The organism is Kluyvera sp., from assembly GCF_047971185.1.
GTDB lineage: Bacteria > Pseudomonadota > Gammaproteobacteria > Enterobacterales > Enterobacteriaceae > Kluyvera.
In genome coordinates this window covers 19,386-42,288 of record NZ_JBKDZH010000035.1, presented here as the reverse complement: position 1 = coordinate 42,288, position 22,903 = coordinate 19,386, and the positions used below count along the sequence as shown (strand labels likewise).

The 22,903-nt window shown below is 49.6% G+C and carries 23 protein-coding genes and 2 pseudogenes; 10 read left to right on the top strand and 15 right to left on the bottom strand.

The features are described from left to right. Positions 1-222 precede the first annotated feature (222 nt). Positions 223-618 carry a hypothetical protein gene (locus tag ACK5JN_RS09845; protein ID WP_416870005.1) on the top strand — a complete coding sequence of 132 codons (396 nt, stop codon included), beginning with the start codon at positions 223-225 and terminating at the stop codon, positions 616-618. Between the two features lie 46 nt (positions 619-664). Here ACK5JN_RS09845 and ACK5JN_RS09840 read toward each other — a convergent pair whose 3' ends face one another. Beyond that, positions 665-1,837, bottom strand: a complete 1,173-nt coding sequence (locus ACK5JN_RS09840; protein WP_416870004.1) for an MFS transporter — start codon at positions 1,835-1,837, stop codon at positions 665-667. Positions 1,838-1,921: 84 nt separating this feature from the next. Between ACK5JN_RS09840 and ACK5JN_RS09835 the strand changes: the two genes are divergently transcribed. Further along, positions 1,922-2,422 carry an Lrp/AsnC family transcriptional regulator gene (locus ACK5JN_RS09835; RefSeq protein ID WP_416870003.1) on the top strand — a complete coding sequence of 167 codons (501 nt, stop codon included), beginning with the start codon at positions 1,922-1,924 and terminating at the stop codon, positions 2,420-2,422. On the opposite strand, the gene ACK5JN_RS09830 is transcribed toward ACK5JN_RS09835, so the two are convergent. Continuing rightward, positions 2,419-3,522, bottom strand: a complete 1,104-nt coding sequence (locus ACK5JN_RS09830; protein ID WP_416870091.1) for an MFS transporter — start codon at positions 3,520-3,522, stop codon at positions 2,419-2,421. The two genes, ACK5JN_RS09835 and ACK5JN_RS09830, sit on opposite strands and share 4 nt — an antisense overlap. Positions 3,523-3,654: 132 nt before the next feature. Then, the gene (locus ACK5JN_RS09825; protein WP_416870090.1) at positions 3,655-4,713 is read right to left on the bottom strand and encodes an alpha/beta hydrolase; all 1,059 of its coding nucleotides are present in this window, start codon (positions 4,711-4,713) and stop codon (positions 3,655-3,657) included. Positions 4,714-4,964: 251 nt separating this feature from the next. Here ACK5JN_RS09825 and ACK5JN_RS09820 point away from each other — a divergent pair, with 251 nt between their 5' ends. Beyond that, positions 4,965-5,849 (top strand): LysR family transcriptional regulator, encoded by an 885-nt coding sequence (locus tag ACK5JN_RS09820; RefSeq protein ID WP_416870002.1) that lies wholly within the window; start codon positions 4,965-4,967, stop codon positions 5,847-5,849. A gap of 69 nt (positions 5,850-5,918) precedes the next feature. On the opposite strand, the gene ACK5JN_RS09815 is transcribed toward ACK5JN_RS09820, so the two are convergent. The 10 genes from ACK5JN_RS09815 to ACK5JN_RS09770 all read right to left on the bottom strand — a co-directional run bounded on the left by ACK5JN_RS09815 (position 5,919) and on the right by ACK5JN_RS09770 (position 16,438). After that, positions 5,919-6,755 carry an alpha/beta fold hydrolase gene (locus ACK5JN_RS09815; RefSeq protein ID WP_416870001.1) on the bottom strand — a complete coding sequence of 279 codons (837 nt, stop codon included), beginning with the start codon at positions 6,753-6,755 and terminating at the stop codon, positions 5,919-5,921. Between the two features lie 542 nt (positions 6,756-7,297). Then, positions 7,298-7,564 (bottom strand): hypothetical protein, encoded by a 267-nt coding sequence (locus ACK5JN_RS09810; RefSeq protein WP_416870000.1) that lies wholly within the window; start codon positions 7,562-7,564, stop codon positions 7,298-7,300. 614 nt (positions 7,565-8,178) lie between these two features. Continuing rightward, positions 8,179-8,847, bottom strand: a complete 669-nt coding sequence (locus ACK5JN_RS09805) for a Crp/Fnr family transcriptional regulator (RefSeq protein WP_416869999.1) — start codon at positions 8,845-8,847, stop codon at positions 8,179-8,181. A 29-nt stretch (positions 8,848-8,876) separates the two neighbouring features. Beyond that, positions 8,877-9,356, bottom strand: a complete 480-nt coding sequence (locus ACK5JN_RS09800) for a hypothetical protein (RefSeq protein ID WP_416869998.1) — start codon at positions 9,354-9,356, stop codon at positions 8,877-8,879. Continuing rightward, positions 9,353-10,132: a winged helix-turn-helix domain-containing protein gene (locus tag ACK5JN_RS09795; RefSeq protein WP_416869997.1), complete on the bottom strand. Its 780-nt coding sequence runs from the start codon at positions 10,130-10,132 to the stop codon at positions 9,353-9,355. Before ACK5JN_RS09795 ends, ACK5JN_RS09800 begins: the two co-directional genes overlap by 4 nt. A 17-nt stretch (positions 10,133-10,149) precedes the next feature. Further along, positions 10,150-11,337 carry an HD domain-containing phosphohydrolase gene (locus ACK5JN_RS09790; protein ID WP_416869996.1) on the bottom strand — a complete coding sequence of 396 codons (1,188 nt, stop codon included), beginning with the start codon at positions 11,335-11,337 and terminating at the stop codon, positions 10,150-10,152. Positions 11,338-11,387: 50 nt separating this feature from the next. Then, positions 11,388-12,566, bottom strand: a complete 1,179-nt coding sequence (locus tag ACK5JN_RS09785; RefSeq protein WP_416869995.1) for a fimbrial protein — start codon at positions 12,564-12,566, stop codon at positions 11,388-11,390. A 24-nt stretch (positions 12,567-12,590) separates the two neighbouring features. Next, the gene (locus tag ACK5JN_RS09780) at positions 12,591-15,098 is read right to left on the bottom strand and encodes a fimbria/pilus outer membrane usher protein (protein WP_416869994.1); all 2,508 of its coding nucleotides are present in this window, start codon (positions 15,096-15,098) and stop codon (positions 12,591-12,593) included. A 27-nt stretch (positions 15,099-15,125) separates the two neighbouring features. Further along, complete coding sequence (locus tag ACK5JN_RS09775) at positions 15,126-15,839, bottom strand: molecular chaperone (RefSeq protein WP_416869993.1); 714 nt, start codon at positions 15,837-15,839, stop codon at positions 15,126-15,128. A gap of 38 nt (positions 15,840-15,877) precedes the next feature. Continuing rightward, on the bottom strand, positions 15,878-16,438 hold the full coding sequence (locus ACK5JN_RS09770) for a fimbrial protein (RefSeq protein WP_416869992.1): 561 nt from the start codon (positions 16,436-16,438) through the stop codon (positions 15,878-15,880). 455 nt (positions 16,439-16,893) lie between these two features. Here ACK5JN_RS09770 and ACK5JN_RS09765 point away from each other — a divergent pair, with 455 nt between their 5' ends. Both ACK5JN_RS09765 and ACK5JN_RS09760 read left to right on the top strand, forming a co-directional pair. Further along, a complete protein-coding gene (locus tag ACK5JN_RS09765) occupies positions 16,894-17,406 on the top strand; it encodes a LysR substrate-binding domain-containing protein (protein WP_416870089.1) in 513 nt (170 codons plus the stop codon). Positions 17,407-17,651: 245 nt separating this feature from the next. Then, positions 17,652-18,452: a Cof-type HAD-IIB family hydrolase gene (locus ACK5JN_RS09760; protein WP_416869991.1), complete on the top strand. Its 801-nt coding sequence runs from the start codon at positions 17,652-17,654 to the stop codon at positions 18,450-18,452. A gap of 52 nt (positions 18,453-18,504) precedes the next feature. On the opposite strand, the gene ACK5JN_RS09755 is transcribed toward ACK5JN_RS09760, so the two are convergent. Then, positions 18,505-19,269, bottom strand: coding sequence for a DeoR/GlpR family DNA-binding transcription regulator (locus ACK5JN_RS09755; RefSeq protein ID WP_416869990.1), 765 nt, complete (start codon positions 19,267-19,269; stop codon positions 18,505-18,507). A 151-nt stretch (positions 19,270-19,420) separates the two neighbouring features. On the opposite strand from ACK5JN_RS09755, the gene ACK5JN_RS09750 reads away from it, so the two are divergent. The 3 genes and pseudogenes from ACK5JN_RS09750 to ACK5JN_RS09740 all read left to right on the top strand — a co-directional run. After that, positions 19,421-19,786: a hypothetical protein gene (locus ACK5JN_RS09750; RefSeq protein WP_416869989.1), complete on the top strand. Its 366-nt coding sequence runs from the start codon at positions 19,421-19,423 to the stop codon at positions 19,784-19,786. 120 nt (positions 19,787-19,906) lie between these two features. Beyond that, the gene (locus ACK5JN_RS09745; RefSeq protein WP_416869988.1) at positions 19,907-20,494 is read left to right on the top strand and encodes a sugar O-acetyltransferase; all 588 of its coding nucleotides are present in this window, start codon (positions 19,907-19,909) and stop codon (positions 20,492-20,494) included. A gap of 87 nt (positions 20,495-20,581) precedes the next feature. After that, positions 20,582-20,697 (top strand): annotated as a pseudogene (locus ACK5JN_RS09740) (transposase); the annotation flags it as partial. Positions 20,698-20,773: 76 nt separating this feature from the next. Here the strand turns inward: ACK5JN_RS09740 and ACK5JN_RS09735 are convergent. After that, on the bottom strand, positions 20,774-21,301 hold the full coding sequence (locus ACK5JN_RS09735) for a GNAT family N-acetyltransferase (RefSeq protein ID WP_416869987.1): 528 nt from the start codon (positions 21,299-21,301) through the stop codon (positions 20,774-20,776). 297 nt (positions 21,302-21,598) lie between these two features. Between ACK5JN_RS09735 and ACK5JN_RS09730 the strand changes: the two genes are divergently transcribed. Then, complete coding sequence (locus tag ACK5JN_RS09730; protein WP_223803972.1) at positions 21,599-22,450, top strand: aldo/keto reductase; 852 nt, start codon at positions 21,599-21,601, stop codon at positions 22,448-22,450. Between the two features lie 26 nt (positions 22,451-22,476). Then, positions 22,477-22,584 (top strand): annotated as a pseudogene (locus ACK5JN_RS09725) (aldo/keto reductase); the annotation flags it as partial. Positions 22,585-22,903 lie beyond the last annotated feature (319 nt).

The window sequence follows — 22,903 nt, the reverse complement described above, 5'->3', positions numbered from 1 at the left end:
AACTTCCATAGGAAAAACAAATAATAGAAAAGCGGCACAGAATAATTATTTATAAAATAACCGGCATAATATCATTAATTATTTTGTGGTTATCCTGATTGCGCTAAGGGTTAAGTCGAAAAGCCCGTCATCGCTGATAGGCTTGTACTGTTAACAGGCACAGTCGTGAGAAATATGGCATATTCATCAACGTTGCGGATGAAGAGTTATTGGAAATCACTCATGTTAAAAACCTATGGTATTGGATCGGCACTGCTTCTCGCTTCCGTATCCGCTCACGCGGGATGCTGGGTTGTCGAAAACGTAAAGGGTTCCAGCGCTTCTCAGTTCAACCAGTATGACATCCGCAAAGATGGTTTTGCGGACAAAGTATTTGTGGTGAATATCGATAGAAATTCACCGTCTGTAAGCGACAGTCTGATGGCCTATACCGTGATAAGCCCAACCGCGATGGTGGGAACCTATGCCACCGAGTTGGGGCTGACCATCCAGACATGGCAGATTTCAACGGATCAAACTAAAGCGTTTGTCACCCTCAATCGGACAAACACCAACAACGTGATACAGGATGCGGTAGCCTCTTTTGTGGGTGATGTTAAAGCGAAATGTCACCCATAGATTCAAAGGTTAACCAAACCAGGTGAACGTTCGTTATCCTGGTAAGCTACTCGTATACCGGCAGACCGTAGCCCTTGCGCGCGCTTTTCCAGGCCAGATAAGCAAGGCCCAGTGCAATAAATGACAGAATCGCCCCCGCCCAGTTCGGTGAAGCCAGACCAAAACCGGCTGCGATGGCGATCCCCCCAGCCCATGCGCCGAGCGCATTTCCCAGATTAAACATGCCGATATTGACCGATGCCGCCATCGTCGGCGCCCCCGCGTGGCTGGCGCGTTCCATCACCAGCTTCTGAATCGGTGAGACCGTTGCAAAGCCAAAGGCCGCCATCAGGAAGACGGAGATACCGGCAATCCATTGGTTTTCGACTCCGGCCCAGAAAACCAGCAGCACCAGCCCCTGAGCCGCGAGAGTAACGAAGAGCGTACCGAACAGAGAGCGATCGGCAAAGCGTCCGCCTATCCAGTTGCCCACCGCAAGCCCCAGGCCAAACAGCACCATCAGCCCGGCCACGCCGCCTGCGGAGAATCCGGCCTCCTGAACCATCATCGGAGCGATATAGGTAATGGAGGTGAAAAAGGCAGCGGGGCCGAAAATCGTGATACCCATAACCAGCAGCACCTGTGGGTCAACAAAGGCACGAAGCTCATGGCGTAAGGCAATGGCCTTGCCCTTCGCAATATGCGGAACCAGTACGGCTACGCTAGCCATCGTCAGTAGGCCAATACCGGCAATCATCCAGAATACGAGACGCCAGCTAAACGTTTGAGCAAGCCAGGTGCCCGCTGGAACGCCAAGCAGATTAGCCAGCGTCAGTCCCGAAAACATGAAAGCAATGGCGCTAGCCTGACGGCCTGGCGCCACCAGCGACGCAGCAATAATCGAACCGATGCCAAAAAAGGCCCCGTGATTAAAGGAGGTGATAATGCGGCCCGCAATAGCTATCTCCATTGTCGGAGCAATTGCCGTAATGATATTACCGACGGTAAAAATGCCTGCCAGCGCAATCAGCATAGCCTTACGAGGAATCCTTGCGCCAATCACCGTTAACAGCGGGGCGCCGACAAAGACACCAAGCGCGTAGGAGGTCGCCATCGTGCCCGCCTTCGGGATGCTGACGCTAAAGTCTGTGGCAATTTGCGGCAGGATCCCGGCGATGACAAACTCAGTCAGACCGATGCCAAATGCGCCGATGGCGAGAGCGAAAAGTGCGATAGGCATTGCAACTCCATCCTTTATTTTATGATTTAATAATATTAGGTAGAATTAAGTATATTCATACTTTCATTCAGAATGAGAAGCCCTTTGAGCACATTTGATAAAGAAAAAGATGGTATTCGGCAGACAAGGCATAAACCAGCAGAACTGGATGCCATTGACCGAAAAATATTAGGAGCCCTGGCAGAAGACGCAGGCCGTAGCTACACGGAACTGAGTGAGATCGTCAATTTATCGGCACCTGCGGTTCACGATCGCGTAAAGCGGCTAAAGCGCGATGGGGTCATCAAAGGCACCGTGGCGGTACTGGACGGCTGCAAGCTGGGACGGACGCTGTTAACGTTTCTGGTGATCGATACCAGCAGCTACCAGGCAACCCGCGCCCTGCTTCAGTTCACTAGCCGCAAGGAAGTTGAAGAACTGCATACGGTTGCCGGCGACGGCTGCGTTTTTATCAAAGTGCGGGCCGCCGATACCGAATCACTGGAGAATTTTCTGATGGAGATTCAGAGCCTTGAGGGCGTTCGCTCGGTGAGAAGCTACATCGCACTCTCTACGTTTCTGGAGCGCGGGCCTTCACCGGATTAAGAGGCTCTTGAAGTGATAAACGTCAGCACCACGGCGCTCAGGAGCAGCACGCTACTCATGTGCCAGCCAAGATGGTCAAAGACAATCCCGCCCACCGTTGAGCCTAATGCGATCGCGAGCTGAATCACCGCGACCATTAGCCCGCCGCCGGCTTCCGCCTCTTTGGCAAGCGTGCGCGCAATCCACGTCCACCATCCCGTTGGCGCGGCGGTGGCCAGCATGCCCCACAGGCCGAGCAGTAAAGCAACCGCCCACACCACGTGCCCCACCAGAATCAGGGCGATGGCGATAGCCGCCATCAGGCCGGGAATGGCCATCAGCGTTGGGTAGAAGCGGGCGTTAAGACATGTCGAGACCACCAGCGTGCCGATAAACCCCGCGACGCCAATGACCAGCAAAATCAGCGACAGGCCGGAAGAATCCACCTGCGTCACCGACTCAAGGAACGGGCGCACGTAGGTAAATAACGCAAACTGCCCCATAAAGAACAGCCCGCAGGCCAGCATGCCGATGGAGACCGCCGGACGCGCGAACAGACGGAAAACGGACCCGCGTGACGCAGGGCCTCTATTGCCGGGCATCGCGGGCAAACTCAAACACTGCCAGATAAAGGCCACCGCGGCGACAGGCACCAGGCACAGGAAAGCGCCTCGCCAGCCTACGGTGGCGCCCAGATAGCTCCCCAGCGGTGCGGCGACGACCGTCGCCAGCGCATTACCGCCGTTAAAAATCGCCAGCGCGCGCGCCACCTGATGCGGAGACACCAGCCGCATCGCGGTTGCCGCCGACATCGACCAGAATCCACCAATCGCCACGCCAATCATGGCGCGGCCGGCCATATACACCAGATAGCTGGAGGCCAGGGCGATAACCAGCCCCGAGATCGCCATCAGCATCGTCAGCCCCAGCAGCAGATATTTGCGGTTTATATTTCCGGCGATGGTCGACAGGCTCAGGCTGGTCAGGACCGCCAGCGCGCCGGAGATGGCAATCCCCTGGCCCGCCAGGCCTTCCGACACGCCTAAATCACCGGCAATCGGCGTCAGCAGGCTGACGGGCATAAATTCCGATGCGATCAGCACGAAGACGCACAGAGTCATGGCAAAAATACCGCCCCAGTAAGCGTGCGGATGATTCGTTGGGCTTAATGTAGACATATTCAGATTTCACGCGGTCAGACGTAAAGCCGCCTACCATCGGCAGGTGGCTTTACGTCGGTTCAGGGGCAGGTTTTATTTCAGGTTGGTCTGGAAGAACTGTTCAAACTTAGCAAACGGAATTTTTCCGGCTGCGTTATCGTACAGATCGACATGGTTGGCACCCGGGACGATCACCAGCTCTTTTTCTTTACTGCCGACCGCCTTATAGGCATCTTCGGCAAAGTAGCGCGAATGGGCCTTTTCGCCGGTCACGATAAGCGTCGGGATGGTGATTTCACCGGCGTAGCTCAGCAGCGGCATATTCATAAACGACAGCGGCATCGTTGCCGTCCACGCTCCGGTCGAGTTAACCGAACGCGCGTGGAAGCCGCGCGGCATGCGATAGTAGTCATAGAATTCTTTCAGTACCGGATGCGGATCTGCCGGCAGCGTTTCCGGCAGAATACGCTCGCCCACGCTGACGTTACCGTTGCTATCAACGTTAATATCATGGCCGCCGTGCGCAAAGGTGCCGTTTTCCGCATCCTTCCAGCGCTGTTCATTCAGATACTGCAGTACCGCGCGACGATCGGCGGTGGAATAGCGGTCTTTGCCCTCACCCACGCCATGGCCCATCGCCCGGCTCATGTCGTACATCACGCTGGTGGCCACCGCTTTGACGCGGGTATCCATCGCCGCGTCATTTAACGCCATGCCGCCCCAGCCGCAGATACCGAGCAGCCCGATACGGTTGCGATCGACCTCTTTTTGCAGCCCTAAGAAATCGACCGCCGCGCTGAAGTCTTCGGTGTTGATATCCGGCGAAGCAACGTTACGCGGATAGCCGCCGCTTTCCCCGGTGTAAGACGGATCGAACGCCAGCGTCACAAACCCCTGCTCGGCCAGCGTCTGCGCGTACAGGCCGCTGGACTGCTCCTTCACCGCGCCAAAAGGCCCGCTGACGGCAATCGCCGCCAGCTTGCGATCGCCGCGATCTTTCGGCAGGTAGAGATCGCCCACTAAGGTGATGCCATAGCGATTCGGGAACGAGACCTTACGATGCTCGACTTTCTGGCTTTCAGCGAACGTTTTATCCCATTTATCGGTCATGGAAACGGGCGCATTTGGATTCGTTGTATCAGCATAGCTCATGGTCGTGACTCCACTTAATGACGCGAATAGCAGCATGGCAGGCATCGCGGTTTTTAGCGTTCGGGTGAAGGTTTTCATAAAAATCCCCAGAAAAAACAACAGAGAGGTACAGGTCTCCTACGGACAACGCTGCGGTGCTTTGTTTTGATGGGCTCATTATAGTGAGCAGAATAGGTGCTGATTAGCGGGCGATAGCTGCTAAGATTAATACCATATTGTTATGAATTGGCATTGAGTATGGGGAAATACCAGTGGCGAAAAGGGAGAACTACAACGAGCTGTACCTGTTTATGCAGGTGGTACGGGAAGGGAGTTTTACCGCTGCGGCCCAGAGGCTGGGGCTGGCGCAATCAGGGGTCAGCCGTTCGGTTCGTGAGCTGGAAGCGCGATTGGGCGTCCAGCTGCTGGTGCGCACCACGCGTAAGCTGTCGCTGACGCAGGCCGGAGAACAGCTGTACCAGAAAACGGAGTCCGGGTTTAATGCCTTAGATCTTGGGCTGGCCACGCTGGCGCACTATCGTGAGACGCCCTCCGGTACGGTCCGCATCAACGCCAGCCAGCACGCGATTGATAAATGCCTGCTGCCAAAACTTGCCGTCTTTAAACAACGCTACCCTGATATCCGTCTCGAGCTGATGAACGAGAGCCGGTTCGTCGACATTATCGAGGAGCGCTTCGATGCGGGCGTTCGCCTGGGGCCGGAAGTGGGACAGGGCATGGTCGCGGTGCGTATCACGCCCGATATGGAGATGGCGGTGGTGGGTACTCCTGAACATTTTCGTCGCTACGGCTTTCCACAAACGCCCGCGGACTTGGCCACGCATCCGTGTATTGCTTATCAGTTTGGCGACGGAAGTGTGTACCAGTGGGAGCTCATTCTGGAAGGCAAAAAAGTGACTCACCGGCCGCAGGGACAGTGGGCCTTATCGGACAGCTATATGGAAGCGGAAGCCGCCCGGCTGGGTCTGGGGCTGGCCTATGTTCCCGTTGAACTGGTCGCCGATGATTTAGAGCGCGGGGCGCTTATTCGGGTTTTACAGCGTAACAGCGTACGAATGGAGGGGCTGTTTCTCTATTATCCGCATCGCAACGTTTCCCCTGCCCTGCGGATGGTGATTGAGACGTTGAAAATTTGAACACTGATATTTCCGCAGCCTGAGGGTGGAACAGGAAGAGCGCTGGATGCGCTCTTCCATCGGCGGGATTTATGCTTTTATAAACGCCAGAATATCGGCATTAATGACGTCCGCATGCGAGGTATGCATTCCGTGAGGATAGCCCGGATAGATACGTAACGTACTGTTGCTCAGTAATTTGTCCTGCAACAGAGCGGCGTTTTTATAGGGTACAACCTGGTCATCGTCACCCTGCATCACCAGCACGGGTACCGTAATGGCTTTCAGATCGTCGGTCTGATCCGTTTCAGAGAAGGCTTTGATGCCTTCATAATGAGCTTTCGCACTCCCCATCATTCCCTGACGCCACCAGTTATTGATGGTTCCCTGAGAAACGTCCGCCCCATCGCGGTTGAATCCATAGAACGGCCCGGATGCCACATCAAGATAGAACTGTGCGCGATTGGCAGCCAGCGCCTGACGAAAACCATCAAAGACAGAAACCGGCGTACCGCCTGGATTACTGTCGGTTTTAACCATCAGCGGTGGTACTGAGCTAATCAGAACTGCTTTTGCAACACGACCCTGTGGCTGACCATATCTGGCTACATAGCGTGCAACCTGACCGCCGCCCGTAGAATGACCCACATGTACGGCATTTTTCAGATCCAAATGCTCAACGACTGCCGATGCATCAGCAGCATAGTGATCCATATCATGCCCTTCGCTCACCTGGTCCGAACGCCCATGACCGCGACGATCGAAGGCAATAACGCGGAACCCCTGCGCCAGGAAGAAAAGCATCTGGTTATCCCAGTCATCTGCACTGAGTGGCCATCCATGATGGAATACGATAGGCTGCGCTGATTTGTCGCCCCAGTCTTTAAAATAGATATTAACGCCGTCTTTTGTGGTTACGAATGCCATAGCGGTTACTCCTGTATTTAGATCATCTGGCCTATTGCCTTTCACTAAGGAATAAAACTACTCGTTGTTACCCGTAACGTACAATTGACTTCACCGATGAATATCATCAGCAGGACCTTTTATTAGTAATGGTTGTGTCATCGTCGCGGGGGACCATGTCAACGACGGGGAAAAGTGGGTCTTCCACAACTTAGGTGGAGATTTTCATGCCAGAGGATCATTACCTTTCGCCTCAGTACCCCGAATCCGACCCGACCAAACGCCACGTCACGATTTCGCGGGAATACGTTGGCTGGGGTGTATCGCGTTAATGGCGTATAGCATGGCGCAGGCGGAACAGCCAGAAAACTGTGCCGCCATTTAGTCACAACTATCTGCGGGATAATGGCTCTGGCCGCAAATTTGAGCGTTGAGGCAAGCTGGTTAGATAGGCAAAACGGATACCGATGTCACTAAAAACAAGGTGATGGTTAACATTGCAGCAGGGAGATATTAATTATAACAGATTTTATAGTCTCGCCTTTTTTAATAAGGCCAGATAATTATGAATAATTTAACGTCACAACCCGAGCTTGAATTAGCTTGTTCTGAAAGGTGACGGTGACATGTTTAATTGTAGCCATAATACTGGCACCTTGTTTACTGTGACAGATATGTCCAACACCGAACTTCAATGCTTGTTCCACGCATTGGTGCCTTGCCGAGGCTGCATTATCGACCACCATTCCGGATAGGTAAATTTTCCCTGCATAAACCGGCGCATTAACTAAAAAAATTATAGCAACTGCAATGCTTAATATATCCCTCATTATCATCGCCTCAATCTCAACAGGACAAATACCATACTACCCACAACATTCATTTATTCAAGAGGTTGTTTTCAAATAAATAAAAAATTGGTATTTATACTTCATATGACGACAATAAAAACAAACCAGAGGTTTATATTTTCAATAAAATAACATTTCCATATCAACCTGGTAATTTAAACTTTATATTCAGAAAAAATCCAACTGTTACAGCGAGATATCCATCTCCGTAGATGTATGCACAGAGAAAAGATGGAAACCGTCTGGAGGCAAGCTCGCTGTATTTTGAGTGTGACAACATCAGAGATGACAGGCCGGTGTGAACGCATCACTGCCTTGTTACTGCGCCAATCCGCTAGCGGCAGTCATGCCTGCCGACTGTATGTTACCGATTCCCCACGAGACAAAACGCCCACGTTTTACCGCCGGTGATAGCATCGTGCGCCAGCGATGGACTTTTCGGAACCGATGATAATCCCCAATTCAATCCGAATACCACTTCCTCATGTTTAGGTGAGCTTGCTCATGCGACAAGGCGGGGCGTTGCCGGGTCAGTTATAAAATGGTGGGAGTGCGGTGGGAAGAAGCAGGCTTTGCCCACCACGTGATGATTTCTACAGTAAGGTAATCTCTTTCTTATTTACCGCGATGATTTGCTGCTCAACCAGAGTATCAAGCGCCCGCGCCAGCGTCGATTGTGAAATCCCCAACAGTTGCGCTAACTCTTTTTTGTTCAGCGGAAGTTCAAAATCGTGGTGGTCAAAACCATATTCTTTACGCGTATCTGCCATTAGCTGGATGAAGTCGCTTACCTTCTGTAACCCGTCGGGTTTTACCAGCACGCTAATTAACCGCTGCTTTTCTTTAGCGGAGCGTGAAAGGATATGAATAATCAGATGGGTAAAGTCTTGTGTGATCTGACTAATCTGATAAAAGTGACGGTTTTGCAGCTCACAAACTTCTACCTCAGTGGCGGCCTGGACACTGTACTGATAGTGGCTGGCAAACAGCTCATCCACGCCCACAACCTGGCCGGGAAAGATGACACCCTGTAGCGTATTTTGCGCATCATAAACCTTCGCAATACCGCGCCTCAGTGCATACAATGCGCGAACTGGCGTGCCACTTTGATAAATATACTCGTTTTTTGCCACTCTTTTTTTACGCGACAGATCGTTAATAAACATAGGCTCCTGCCGGTCGAAAAGATACGACTGGCAAGCGGCCGCAAAGCCGCATTTGGAACAATTAACGCAATTTGATTTTTTGATTTCTTGCTGCACAAAAACTTCCTTGTGATGTTGAACGAACATCAGGACTGAATGACGCAATTCATCAGCGGTGAGAGCGCATTACCGATAGTGATAAAGTTATTATCATTTTTCGTTATATGCATTGAATATTCACCGCTGAGAAAAAATATTTTAATGGCGAGCGGAGATAAGTCGGTCGGGACATTATCGTGGGCCATAGTTTCCTGAGAAAGTACTTTCACTCTGTAGGAGTTGTCTTTGCTGTTTGTATAAGTGAATTTTACGTAACGGGATAAAGTATAATTGTTCCCGTGATATCCCATATCGCCGGATAAATTAAATTGCCCTGTTTTATTTTTAGACATTTCAAAAACAATATTACCTTTGAAGCTGAAAGCGTTGCTGTCGGTACTATCGGTGTAGGTGAAGTTCGCAAAGCAACGGTCATCTAAATAGGACGAAGAATGGTCCATCAATCCCCATAAAAATGTAGCCGTTAAAGTGGCTATCACCGCAGACAGTGTTAGTGCAAACTTCATTTCATTTCCCAGTTAAATGCGTAATGGTTTTCACAATAGGTCAGCTCACCGACCTCTGAATCCAAAGAACACAAAGAATAAAAAATCCGTCCGCGGCTACCGTAAAACACGCTTGGTTGGATATTCACCATCAACTGTGTCGGGTGCTTAAGGCATTTCTCATTTAAATTTGGTTCGGCGATTCTCAGCACTTCCAGTATTCTTTTCCGTGTATCTGCTGAAACATGTTCGTAGGTGCTGATAGTGCATTTTTCTAAGTTCCCCATGAATGCCAGATTGGAATAGCGCTCATTCTTCTGCGAGGGATACCAGACCCACAGGTTAGCGATGAGAAGCACAATCACGGTGACGGTGGCGAACACATATTTTAGCGGTAAGGATTTCTTTGCCGTATAGACTGGTTTAGGTTCGGCCCGGCCCGGTAGCTCATCGACCTCATCAATTCGCTGAATGTCGATATCCGCAGAAAAGAAAAAACCCACTTTCGGGACAACAATAATTGACTCTTCAATATCAGTAAACGAAGTCAGCGTTTTGCGCAAAATGCTGATGTACTGATTTAACGATGAACTTGAGCTGGTGTGGCCGACCGACTCCCATACCTGCTCAAGCAGATACTGGCGTTCAAGTACTTCACCGGGTGAGGCGATAAGCAGTGACAGGATCCGGTTCGCCGTATGCGTGAGCTTTTTGCTTTCAGTAAGCTCGCCATCAGGAATGTTCAGCTCCCCGCTTTCCGTATCGTAGACAACTTTATTGGCAATCAAATATTTCATTTTCTGTTCTTACAGACTCAATACATTGCGACAAGTGGCTTCACAGTGGCAATATTATGGTCTAGTAATACCACGATGTCCCGATCCAACCTATAATTCGCCGCCTCTTCACGGAGTATGGCCAGCGCTTTCTCACTTTGCATGCCTTGTCGGTAAGGGCGGTTCTCTGTCATAGCAGTAAAAACATCCGCGACGGCGAGAATGCGCGAAGGCATATCGAGCGAGGCCGCCGTAAGCCTGAAAGGGTAGCCGCTGCCGTCCAACCGCTCGTGATGGTTCGCAGCCCAGTGCACAATGTTGCCAAGCTCTGGTATCGGGTTGAGCATAACCAGCGTTTTATAGCTGTGCTGTTTCATCATCGCGTACTCATCGTTTTCGAGTTTACCTCTTTTTTCCAGAATACTGAGCGGTGTAAAAAGCTTGCCGATATCGTGAAGGTAGCCAGCAATACATATTTTTTCCTGCATATCGCGATCGTAACCGTACAGCTCAGCTAAGCGTGCGGCGACATGGGCCACGCTGGTGCTATGGGTGCGAGTAAAGCTGCTGTGGGTATCCACAATTCTGGAAATCAGCTGGCACACCTCCAGAAAGTCATGATGATCGAGCATCTGGTCGTGTAGCGGGCTGATGGCGTTCAGTACCTGAGGCAGCATGGGGTTGCCAAGCCGGAACCAGAAGCCGTCCTCGTTGCTGGATTCCTTTAGTGCATTGCTCAGCGTTTCGGGCCACTGCTCGGGAAGGAGGAAAAACTGCGTAATAATCTGTTCACGCTGAGCAATAAAGTCGCCTTTAATCGTGCGCAGAAAAAGTTCGAACGAGTCTGCCATATGCACAAGATGGTTCACCAGCGGCAGGTTTTCGTCGTTAGTATCGGACCACTTCACATGGTGGTTTTCCAGGATCGGCGTGACCGGGCTGAGGAAACGGATCCCTGATGTCATCGTTCTCCCCAGTTGTTCATGGTTATCAAGAAAGTCTTCGCTGCCGACGGTGAGCCTGGCGCGATCTTTGCTGAGTGCACCAATATCATGAAGCATACCGGCCAGAAATGCCGTACTGACGGACTGTTGATCAAGCCGGGCATGACGGCTCAAATAATAAGTGATAATCGCCGTTCTTTGTAAGTGATTAACCAGATCCGTAGAAACTGGAGCAATAATATTGTGCAATAAATTAAGTACAGTCTGAATTGATATCTTCATGACAACCTTTCACGCCATTCAAAAATAGATAAACTTAGATAAATAATGACCTAATCGTAACCAAGCATAATTTGTGCCGTCGCCACAACTGTGCCGGTACTTAGCGCGGAAGCTTTATAGACTTTGTAATAAGCATGCAGATAAATATATTGAATATCCTGAATGTCATCGTCCTTGGCGATATCAAGAATTTGCGTGGCGTTTTCCATATCATTACTACTGGATATTTTAACTTCTTCATAATCGCCCAAAAAATAGCGACTGCGAATGGCAATACCAACGCCACCAGCGGTTGTTTCATCATTAACCATAACTTGATAGCTGGTGTCAGTTGTGAGCAAATCGTTGCTGGACAGCCAAGCTTTAACGTTCCTCGTCGCCGTTTTAACACCTGCAAGGTTGCCACATTTTAAGGGGATAGTGAAATCAGCCCCATTGGCTTTGCCGTTTATTTTTAGCATATTCAGTGATGCTGGCGGTAATTTTACCGTCATATTATGCGTCATATTGCAGGTAGTCTCTTTTGGTTCAAACTGAATAGTAAGTTTCTCGTAGGCAATAAAATGATCGGTATCCCAGCTTTTGCGAGCGGTGTCCGACATCATGTTATTCCACGCACGATAGGCGTAGGTCTTACTGGACAGTAACGGGCTATCACTGCCAGAACCGGTACCGCTCATCACGGCGGGAATGACGCTCAGCGCGCCGTTATACGTGGTTTTAGTATAGGTAGACACCCCCGTTGGTGGAGTGGTCAACAGCTCCGCGCGCACGGTATATTGTGTCTGGTAGGCTATCGAGTGAATACCAACGATACCACTGACGGTAACTTTGGTATCACCGGTGATTTGCGCCGTCACTTTAATCCAATAGCTATTCTCACCATCTGCGCTATTAAAGTTCAGATACACCGGGTTGCTATTGAAACCGGTGAAATAATAGAGATGATCCTGCAACAGTCCGCCGATACCAACATTCCCATAAACACAGGTCATACTGCCAGACCAGCTTGTGGTGTAGGTTTTCTCGACGACGTTTGAGGTCATAAACTCAGAAGAAAGATTTAACGATTTATCCGCCTCGGCAACGCTGTTAAAAAGAATACCGCTATTCCGGCAAGTATCGCCAGTTACCGCTCGGGCCTGAACATCTGCCGCCGCATTGGCATCATGCAGTGGGATAAATATAAAACTTAAAATAGCCACGATAATAAATAAGTTTTTTCTCATGTTGATATCATTACTCATGTCAGGTTATCGGCAGATATTGGTGGCATTTTCTTTTGGTTGTTTAATAACGCAGCTACGCTTTAATTTGCCTTTGCTGGTATTAATACGAATCGTATCTGGCATCGTGTCAGATTTAATAAACATCTGACTCCCCTGAGATACATAACCCAGCTCTTGATTCTGGTTATCTGAAACCAGCGCACCGAACGGTAACTGGTCGCCGTTGCTGTCCTGAACATCCAACATAAATACCTTACGGGTATCTGTTTTGTATTTCAGATAAGTGATGCTACCTTCGTATGGGGCAATATTCAGCAGGTTGCCCAGTAAATCCACATCGCTGCTTTTAGTTCCATCCTGTTCGAGATGGAAGTTATTTTGTCGATACGGCGTAGCGCTGGTGACCAGGGCAATACCGTGGCTATTGGTTCGTGTGGATGGGTCACCGTTTACCACAGCATTTTCTACACCGGGGGCTTCAAGAATGACAAAGTTCCGCCCGGTATTCGGCGAGGCTATCACCCCACCCTGCCACGCCAGAATATTGCCACTCGCGCCGAAGCTGGTTTGACGATATTCGCGGGCCATACTTAGCCCGGTGTTAAGGCTGGTGAGACTATTTTTCCAGGAGGTATACAAATCAGCAGACCGTGAATTGCCATCACGATCGTGTGCAAGCATCAGGCTATAATCAACATTTTGTGCGCTGCCGCTCAAACTGACATCAGACGAAGTATACTGCCCCTTCTGGACGCTGGCATGTGTCGCGACGCTGCCCGGAGTCCCAAAGATAGACATCGGGATAGTAACCGATAAATAAAGATTATTTTCCGTATTCCCCCGCGAACGCAGCGAACTGACTACGTTACCTTCGTTATTCGTTTCATAGTCGTAGTAAGACTGCGAAACCTCAGAGCGACGCAGTGAAACGGAGTAGTTCACGCTATTAAAGACGTTACTCCAGGTCAGGTTATATTGACGGCTGGTTTTTTGACCGCGCCAGTAATCACGCCAGTACGCCGATAGCATAAGGCGGCCAAAATTATCCGGCAGCGGCTGATTAATATTGGCGCTGAAAGCCTGTTTGCTATTCTGCGTTGAGGTATTCGTACCACCGTAGTCCGCGATGTTGGCACGGGTCAGAATATAATCGCTGAACGAGGCGTAATCCTGTGTCCGGTAGTAATAGGAGGCTAGCGTCAGGTTAGTTTTGGTCGGGAAAAATTTACTCCACGAGAGTGAATATTTTTCACCATGGCGCTGACTCTCTCCCGGCAATTTATATTGTGATGTCTCAGCGGATGCCGAGAGCGACCCTGCGTAGGGAAGAGACAGCGCGCCGCCAACCAGAAATGAACGATAGTCGGCATTCCAGATGCTTCCCGCGGTGGCGGTCACATAGTTGTTGATCCCCCGCGAATAGCTGAGTTGAGCGAAGCTACTATGGTCGTTGATACCACGCATATCCACTTCACCAATGTTGAACTGATAGTCGCTGGTCCCCGGACGAAGCATGTCAGGAATAGAAGAAAAAGGCACCACAAAACGCTCGGTATTCCCGCCGTTGTTTTTCACTTCCACAGAGAGATCGCCTCGCGAACCGGTTGGCATTAAATCTCTGATTGAAAACGGACCAGCAGGAACCGTGAGCTGATGAATAATATGCCCGTCCTGATATACGCTCACGACCGCAGAACTGGTGGCAATGCCGTTAATCACAGGCATATAGACTCGTTCGCTGTCGGGCAACATCTGGCGACTTTTGTTGAGCGTCAGGCCACGAAAGCGCACGGTATCAAAGTAGTCTGAGGTGGTATAAGCACGGCCAACGCGCATTAGTGCGCCAATCGGCGCAATCGGCTTCTCCAGATAACGGGTTGTATTGACCCAATAGCTTTTACCGAGGCAGCTGTAACGCATCCACGTTGAATTGTCGATGAAGTGCCAGCTGGATAGGTTCAAGCCGCTGTTCAGTGACAGATAAACGTTATCGCTGTTGGTATATCCTTCGCTCAGGCCGTGAAAGTTGTAGTAGTTTACGTTGTAATTGGTATAAATGCCGTTGATACCCTGGTCCCATTTCTGCGGGGAAACCCAGTTACGGTTCTCGGTGATCACGTAGGCCTGCGGCACTTCCAGATCCAGACGCAGCTCGCCCGGCGTCAGTTTGCTTTTCCCGCCGTGCAGTAACGCATTGATATCGATCAGACGCACTGGCGCAGCTTCAACCGCGGCGTCCAGGTCGCTAATTCCCAGCAATGACACATCATCTCGTGAGATCTGTACCGTCGTTTTATCATCGTTGGCAATCGTCATCGCGAATTTGCCGCGCCATGCATTGTTCACATAGATATCAAGATCGTACGTACCTGGGGTCATCACCAGTTTTGTATTACTCCAATCCATATCCGCGGAATTACCGACCAGCAGGCTACTGTTGAACGTTTCGCCGTACGCCCCAAAAGAAGAACATAAAGCGAGGCTGACGGAATGAACTAACAGGCTTTTACAAAACAGAAAACTGTTCTTCATCAGAATAGAACCTGGTATCAGCAGTAATTACGATTTATTAAGTAGGCTGAAGCGTTTAGTACCGTAATCATCAAGCCAAGTTATACGATACTGTCCACCGGAGTGGACTTTGTCGGATACGAGTACACAGCCGAACGGCTGAATAAACACGGTATCGGAGAGTAAATTGTCTTTTCTGACCTGCTTTAACTGACCGCCCTGCCAGCTGACAACCTGAGGGATGGTTAGATAGTACGGCGAATCATTTTTCAGGCAGGTTCGACCGCCCGATGTAGAAATCAAGACTTTTTCGATCGTTTTACTATCCAGTGGTTCCAGTGAGGTCGGACGATAAAAGACTTTAATGCGGTTACGAATCGCCACCTGGAGGTAGTTTTCATTGGCATCTTCCGGCGTTGGCGGAACGTCCAATACGTTAAGCCAGAATACGCTTTCTCTATCAGCAGGCAGTGTCTGGGTATTTGTCGCGGCAATTTTCAACGTTTGTCCGCTATGAGCACTCATTTTGACCACCGGAGGCATCAGAGAAAACGGCACCTTGATCTTTTCAGGTGCAGCGGATGCATCACCGTTATCCAGCCAGGACTGTACCAGGTGGGTTTTATCACTGTCATTAACGAGTTGTACCGAAACAAATTTTGTTTCGGCAGGATAGATCACGCGGGTCTGATTAATGACGACGCTGGCGGCGACCGTTTGTGAAACGAGGGCGGCGAAGAGAAACACTATTAATTTTTTCATGATCTTAAGGGCCGGGGTTGATACCCCGGCTGATGTTATTAATCGTAGCTAAAAGAATAGGTTGCATCGGTAACCACTTTACCGGTGGTCGCTGCAGCGCCGCCGAAGTTGTAGTAGTTAGCGTGCATAGTCAGCGTAACGCCGTCAGCACTAGATGCGTCTGCGGAGGTCAGGCCGGTATTGAATGCCGTTTCAAACGGTACAGCGGTGGAGCCGTCAGAGGTCAGAGCAATACCCACGCCTTCTGCACCGTTGGCGCTGTAGTTTTTCAGGTATTTGCCATCATCAGACAGGTTGCTGCTGGTGAAGGTGATTTTCAGAGTCTGAGTATCTGCATCCGCTGCGGAGCAGTTTTTCAGGTTCATAGTGAAATTTTTGCTGTTGGCGGTAACGATACCCGTGGAACTAGTCACATCGGTAAGTGTGATCGGTGCCAGATTTACGGTGAAATCGGAACCATTATTGGTTGTCACATCACAGGTGGTGTCGGAGACAGAACCATTAAACGTGATGGTTCCCCCTGCTACGCCGGTGCTTTCCGCTGCCATTGCTGCGCCAGAAAATACGATTGCCGCTGCGATTAAAGTTTTCTTGAACATTCTTTTATATCCCAATTTTCAATATCAGTGGTGCCTATGCGCAGTGATCCGATGGATGGTAGAACATCGTATTGCACCGTCGCTTTTGGTTGGAATATAAAACCATCACGAACATCATCAGTAAACGTAAATATCGGTTAAATCATTTTTTTAAACCTAAAACACTGGTTTTTAATTTGATTATAGGTTTATATTCTTTTTAATGATAAAAATGAAAGAGAAGGGAGAAGGGAATCGCTATTTAAAAAAACTTAAAAATCGTCATATGGCGATTTTTCTTTTAGAGGAATGGCTGTTTTTAAATATTTCATTTCGTAATTACAAAATATCGTTAAATACATTTAACAAAAACAAAACATCATCAGCAGTGAGAGTACATAGGTCGGAAAATGAGAAGGTCACCTCCCGGGTCAACGCATAGACACTCACAGTAATCTGGATGCCATGCAGATCGTATTTCACGGTGTGAATGTCATGATCTCCATGGCGGTATCATCGAGGAAAGATCTGATGCCGGCGTCCGTCTGGGGCCTGAAGTTGACCAGGGCATGGTAGCAGTGCGCATCACGCCCGATATGGAGATGGCGATTGTGGGTACTCAGGAACATTGTCGTCGCGACGGTTTTCCGCAAACCCCGGCGGATTTAAAAGCGCATCCCTGTATCGCCTATCAGTTTGCCGACGCCAGCGTATACCAGTGGGAACTCAATCAGGATGATAAAAAAATAACCCATCGACCAGAAGGACAATGGGCCTTATCTGACAGCTATATGGAAGCAGCCGCCGCCCGGCTGAGCCTCGGGTTAGCCTATGTCCCTGTTGAACTGGTCGCGGATGATTTAGAACACGGTAAGCTTATCAGGGTGTTGCAGCGTTACAGCCTGCGAATGGAAGGATTGTTTCTCTATTATCCGCATCGAAACGTCTCCCCTGCCCTGCGGATGGTCATTGATACGTTGAAGATCTGATCGTTAGCGATGGCCGCTTCTTCACTATGCAAAATTGTGTCAGGTGTCCCTAAGCTTTCAATTCCAAGGTCCGCTTTGAGCGAGAAGCGGCCATTATCTCTTGCTTATTCATTAATAAAATGAACATAAATAAACGTAACTTTGCATGATCTATCATGAGGTGATACTTTGAGTTACGTAACGTGTAAGCGCTCAGATTTATTTGTTCAAAACGACTATTGATGACTAGGTAGTAAGGAGGAAGCATGATAAAGCTGATTATTACGGATCTTGATGGCACATTTTTAAACAGCCGTGGGGACTATGACCGTGATTTATTTGCCAAAACGTGGGCGAATATGTTGTCCCACGGGGTGCATTTTGCTGCATGTACCGGTAAGCAATGCGAGCGGGTGGAAGAGCTTTTCGGGGAATTAAGCAAAGATATCTGGATAGTGGGCGATAGCGCTACACGCATCAAACATAAGGGTCATTTTGCCTTTCAGTCACTAATTGATAATGCTACAGGCCTGACAATCATTAACACGCTTGAGGAAGTTAGCTCCACGCATGTCATTATTGCCTGTACTCCGGAAGGCGCAATTGTACGTTCTGATGTTCCGCAGCATCTAAAGGATAAAGTAAGACGCTCCTATGCCCGAATGATAGAGACCGTGGACTTTGACAGGGTCGACAGTGATTTTGTCAAAATCACTGTTTTTGATGAGGCAGGAAACTGCCCGCAAACTCGCCCGCACCTGAGTCCATTTGAGGATGATGTGTACATTGTGGTGTCTGAAGCCTCATGGATCGACATTGCCGGTTATGGCGTGCACAAGGGGAGCACCGTACAAAAACTTCAGGAAATCCTGAATGTCAGTCCGGAAGAAACAATGGCCTTTGGTGACGGGTACAATGATCTGGAACTTCTGGCCCAGGCAGAATATAGCTTTGCCATGCGAAATGCTTTTGAAGAAGTGAAGAACGCGGCTCGTTTTGTCACTGGAACCAACGATGACAGTGCGGTAATGGAAACCATCAACCAACTGCTTGCGCTACAATCCTGACGGGAATGAAAGGGAAGGCTTAATACATGCCTTCCCGAAGATAGGGTGCATATCAGCCTGCAATTTCCAGCCGTATATTTGTATGCTTAAGAGAGCCTGTATCCGTCAGACTGCTTGCCACGACGACATCAAGATCCTCGCATGAAGCAACTTTATACCGGGCGACCTGGGGCATTTTATCCGCAATGACCGCAGCGATAACCTCATTGCTCTGGCGCATTACTTCTTTTTTGAAGCAGGCATCCTCATAGTAAACCGCAGTCAGTCCTGCCTGCAGGTCTAATCCGCAGACGCCGATAAACATCTGGTCAAACAACATCTCCCTGACGTGATTAATCGGCTCTGATCCCAGAATGCTTCCAGTCTGTGGATCGAGTTTACCGCCCAGCATAATAACTTCCCCCTGCTTGCGTCCGCTCAGTGCTGCTGCTATTTGTGGGGAATTTGTCACGATAGTGAGAACGTAGTCCTCAGGAATGAAGCTGACCATAGCAAGATACGTTGACCCCCCGTCTATAAAGATACAGGTTCCGGTTCTAATAAGTTCCGCACAACGCCTGGCCACCCCTGATTTTTCTTCAATGCTGTGCATAACCCGCGTTTCAAAACTTGCGGATTGTTTGAACTGGCTGACAGCCCCCCCGTAGACCTTTTTACACATCCCTTTGCGAACCATCGCCTGTAAATCTCTGCGTATCGTGTGTTCAGACACGCCCAATTGGCGGGCAATATCAGCGCCAATCACCCGACCAGTCTGCTGCAGCATCTGGTAAATCACTTCCTGCCTTTGTTCAGGCAGGGCGTCATAATCAATCATTTCACACTCTCAAGAAATAAACGTAATGTTGCATAAGTGTACACAATGAAGCATAGTAGATCTGTAAATATAATACACGTGCGATGTACCGGGCAGGTATCTTTTGACAATGTTGATCAGGAGAGCGGGAAAAATGTGTGGGCAAGTATGTATGAAAAGACTTGAGCAAGACGCTGTCAATCTGGAAAAACTCAGTTCTGTGTGGTTTGACGCTCATAAACATAACGCATTATCAGCAATGCTTGTTCTCTATCTCAAAGAAGCGCAATCCGGAGTTTTTAAAAAAAATTATGCCTACTTCCTGGATGATTCACTGGAATGCCTGGTAAGCGTTCTTCCTCAGGTTGTCAACGGCCTGGCCAATTCCATCATGCGCGTCCGGCAGGTACCGCAGTACAGACTACGACCCGCATTAAGTTTAATAATATACTGGTTAATACAGGCTCACACTGGCAAAAAAGACAATCTTCCGGAAAGTCATGAGATGCAGGACATTATTGAGAACATATTGACCTGACCTTAGTAATTAATGAAGCGCGGGCTCAGTAATGCAGCTTCTGACACAAAGCGGTTGAACTCATATGTTCACGAAATTTTTCCCGCCGATTATACGTTGAATACAGAGGAAACAGAGTTAATGACCGAAAAATCTTCTCCCTCCGCTGACGTCGAGATGGAACGTGTCTATCTTAAAGACGGGGATTATTTTTTCCCTTCTGAACCCGCCATAAAAGCAGATTCTCTGCGAACAAAATCGCTCCTTCATCGTTTTAACCATACAGATCCCGCTGATACAGTTTCCCGCCTGCAACTGATGAAAAAGCTGCTACCTGAATGTGGGGAAGGTGCCTCTGTCACCGCGCCTTTCCACTGTAGCAGAGGGTATAACATCCGGGCGGGAAACAATTTTTACTGTAATTTTGACTGTGTCATCCTTGATCTCACTGACGTTATTATCGGGAATGATGTCCAGTTGGGTCCTCAGGTGAATATTTATACCGTCAATCATCCCATCAACCCCGGGCACCGAAGCACCGGAATTGAGTATGTACAGCCGGTGATCATCGGTGACCGCGTCTGGGTTGGAGGTAAATCGGTCATTCTTCCAGGAGTAAAGATTGGCAATGATGTTGTTATTGCCGCAGGTAGCGTCGTGACCCGTGATATCCCTGACAGGGTTATAGCCGGTGGGATACCCGCCAGAGTGTTAAAACATATTCAATGAAGGTGAGTAACTAAAATTGACCTGCCCCCATTTATTACTACACCGCGATGTTAGTAATGCCTTCATCAGTGACATGAGGACATCCCTATGAAGAAACGATTTTCCGACGAACAGATCATCAGTATTCTCCGCGGGGCCGAAGCCAGGGGACGGCCCGAGAACTCTGCCGCAAGCATGCTATTTCAGACGCCACTTTCTACACCTGACGCAACTGCTGGCTGTACTTCCCGACGGTGATGTGGGGTTAACGCTGCTTCATAGCACGAGCCTGTGCGCTTTTTACCCGTCGCTTTCGGGCCGGGTGAGCCGCATCGCCACGCGATGTTGCAAGCCGCAAGCGCGCTCTGCGGCCAGAGTCTTGACAATGGCATCAGGCGCGCAGGCCTCATCGACAACAACAAACCCTAGTTTCTGATAAAATGGCGCGTTCCACGGTACGTTGGTAAAGGTGGTGAGCCAGACCTCGCTGCCCGGCACCTGGCTGAGCGCGTGCCGGATAAGTGCGGCCCCCAGCCCCTGGCGGCCGTGTGCCGGTTGTACATCAATCTGCGCAAGCAGCGTCAGCCCATCCAGGCTTTCCATCATCACATAGCCCACCGGCGTGCCATCAGCGCATTGCACCAGCCACAGCATGTCCTGTTGGCGTGCCTGTTCCAGCACACTAAAGGGCAGCTTCTCGTCGAGCACCTTATCCGGCAGGAATCCAGCCGGGAAAATGCGCGCTGCCGCCTGTTCAATGGCGTTGAGCGCCGCGAAGTCCTCTGCTGAGGCGTACCGCAGACGATAGCCGCTTGCTAATTGCTCCATGGTGTTCCTTCTCTCGAGATATCTGTACTACAGTTTACAGCCTCAGGCGGGAATGACACGCCTGATTGCCAGCTCACTCCAACATCTTTTCACCAGTGCGAGCCCCCCCAGGCGTAGCCGCCGAAAAAGGCTTTTGATAAAAAGAGCTAGCTTCTGAAACGTCCGCACCTGGCACAAAGCCGACCTTGAGCCCCTTATTAATGAACAAATCTAATAAACCCTAGCTAATTACCCCATCTAATTGAATAAATCACTTTGCGCTATCCTTTTCCTACTCAACGACCAAAGGATAACGTCATGCAAACTGTAAAACTGAACAACGGTATTGAAATGCCCCTGTTGGGCTTTGGTGTGTTTCAGATGTCTGATGCCGCTGAATGCGAAAGAGCCGTTATTGATGCCATCGATACGGGATACCGTCTGATTGATACCGCCGCGTCTTATCAGAATGAAACCCAGGTCGGGAATGCGCTGAAACAAAGCGGTATCACCCGTAACGAGCTCTTTGTAACGACCAAACTATGGCTGCAGGATACTAACTACGAAGGCGCTAAAGCACAGTTCGAACGCTCCCTGAATCGGCTGCAACTTGATTACGTCGATCTGTATCTAATTCACCAGCCTTACGGCGATGTCCATGGGGCATGGCGTGCTATGGAAGAACTTCAGCAGGCAGGCAAAATTCGCGCCATTGGTGTCAGCAATTTCCATCCTGACCGACTGGCCGATCTCATTGCCTTCAACAAGGTTTGCCCTGCGGTGAACCAGATTGAAGTTAACCCCTTCAACCAGCAGTTGCATGCGGTTCCATGGAATCAAAGCCATGGCATTCAGCCGGAAGCTTGGGCACCGTTTGCAGAAGGTAAAAATGGTCTGTTTGAGCATCCCATGTTAACAGCGATTGGCCAGAAGTACGGTAAAAGCGTTGGACAGGTTGTGCTGCGGTGGATCTTCCAACGAGGCATTGTTTCGCTGGCAAAAACGGTGCGAAAAGAACGCATGGAAGAGAACCTTAACATTCTCGATTTTGAACTGAGTGATGAAGATATGCTGCAGATTACCGCTATCGATACCGCAACAAGTGCTTTCTTCTCCCACCGCGATCCCGCCAGAATTGAATGGTTGACTGGTCGAAAACTGGACGTTTAAGACGCGATAAAAGAGACAATTAATCAATGCAAGAACGTTATCTGGGTCAATCAGAACTCGAAGTGTCCGCGCTTGGGCTCGATTGTATGGGCTTAAGCTACGGCTACGGCCCGGCGGCAGATAGCGCTGGCGCTTGAAACGATTAAAATCGTCGGCGAATATTGCTCTCCCGAGCATCAGGCACGCATAGGTCATTGATATCTTGCGGGTTCCACAGCGAATGGCGGACCCCGTTATTTCGAGTACCAAAGCGTATCGATCATCAGCACAAAGGCCGGCGGATGCCAAATACGGCACAAGAGGAGAAAGTAGTTTACTTAAAATTCAGATAAGCGCTTGATTTAAATGGTGCGATAATAGGAGTCGAACACTCAATAAATTTCGTGTCTGGTCATCACCTACCGACCTTCGCAACCGAATGATTTTTGAGCTATTTAACACTTTCTTAAAGGC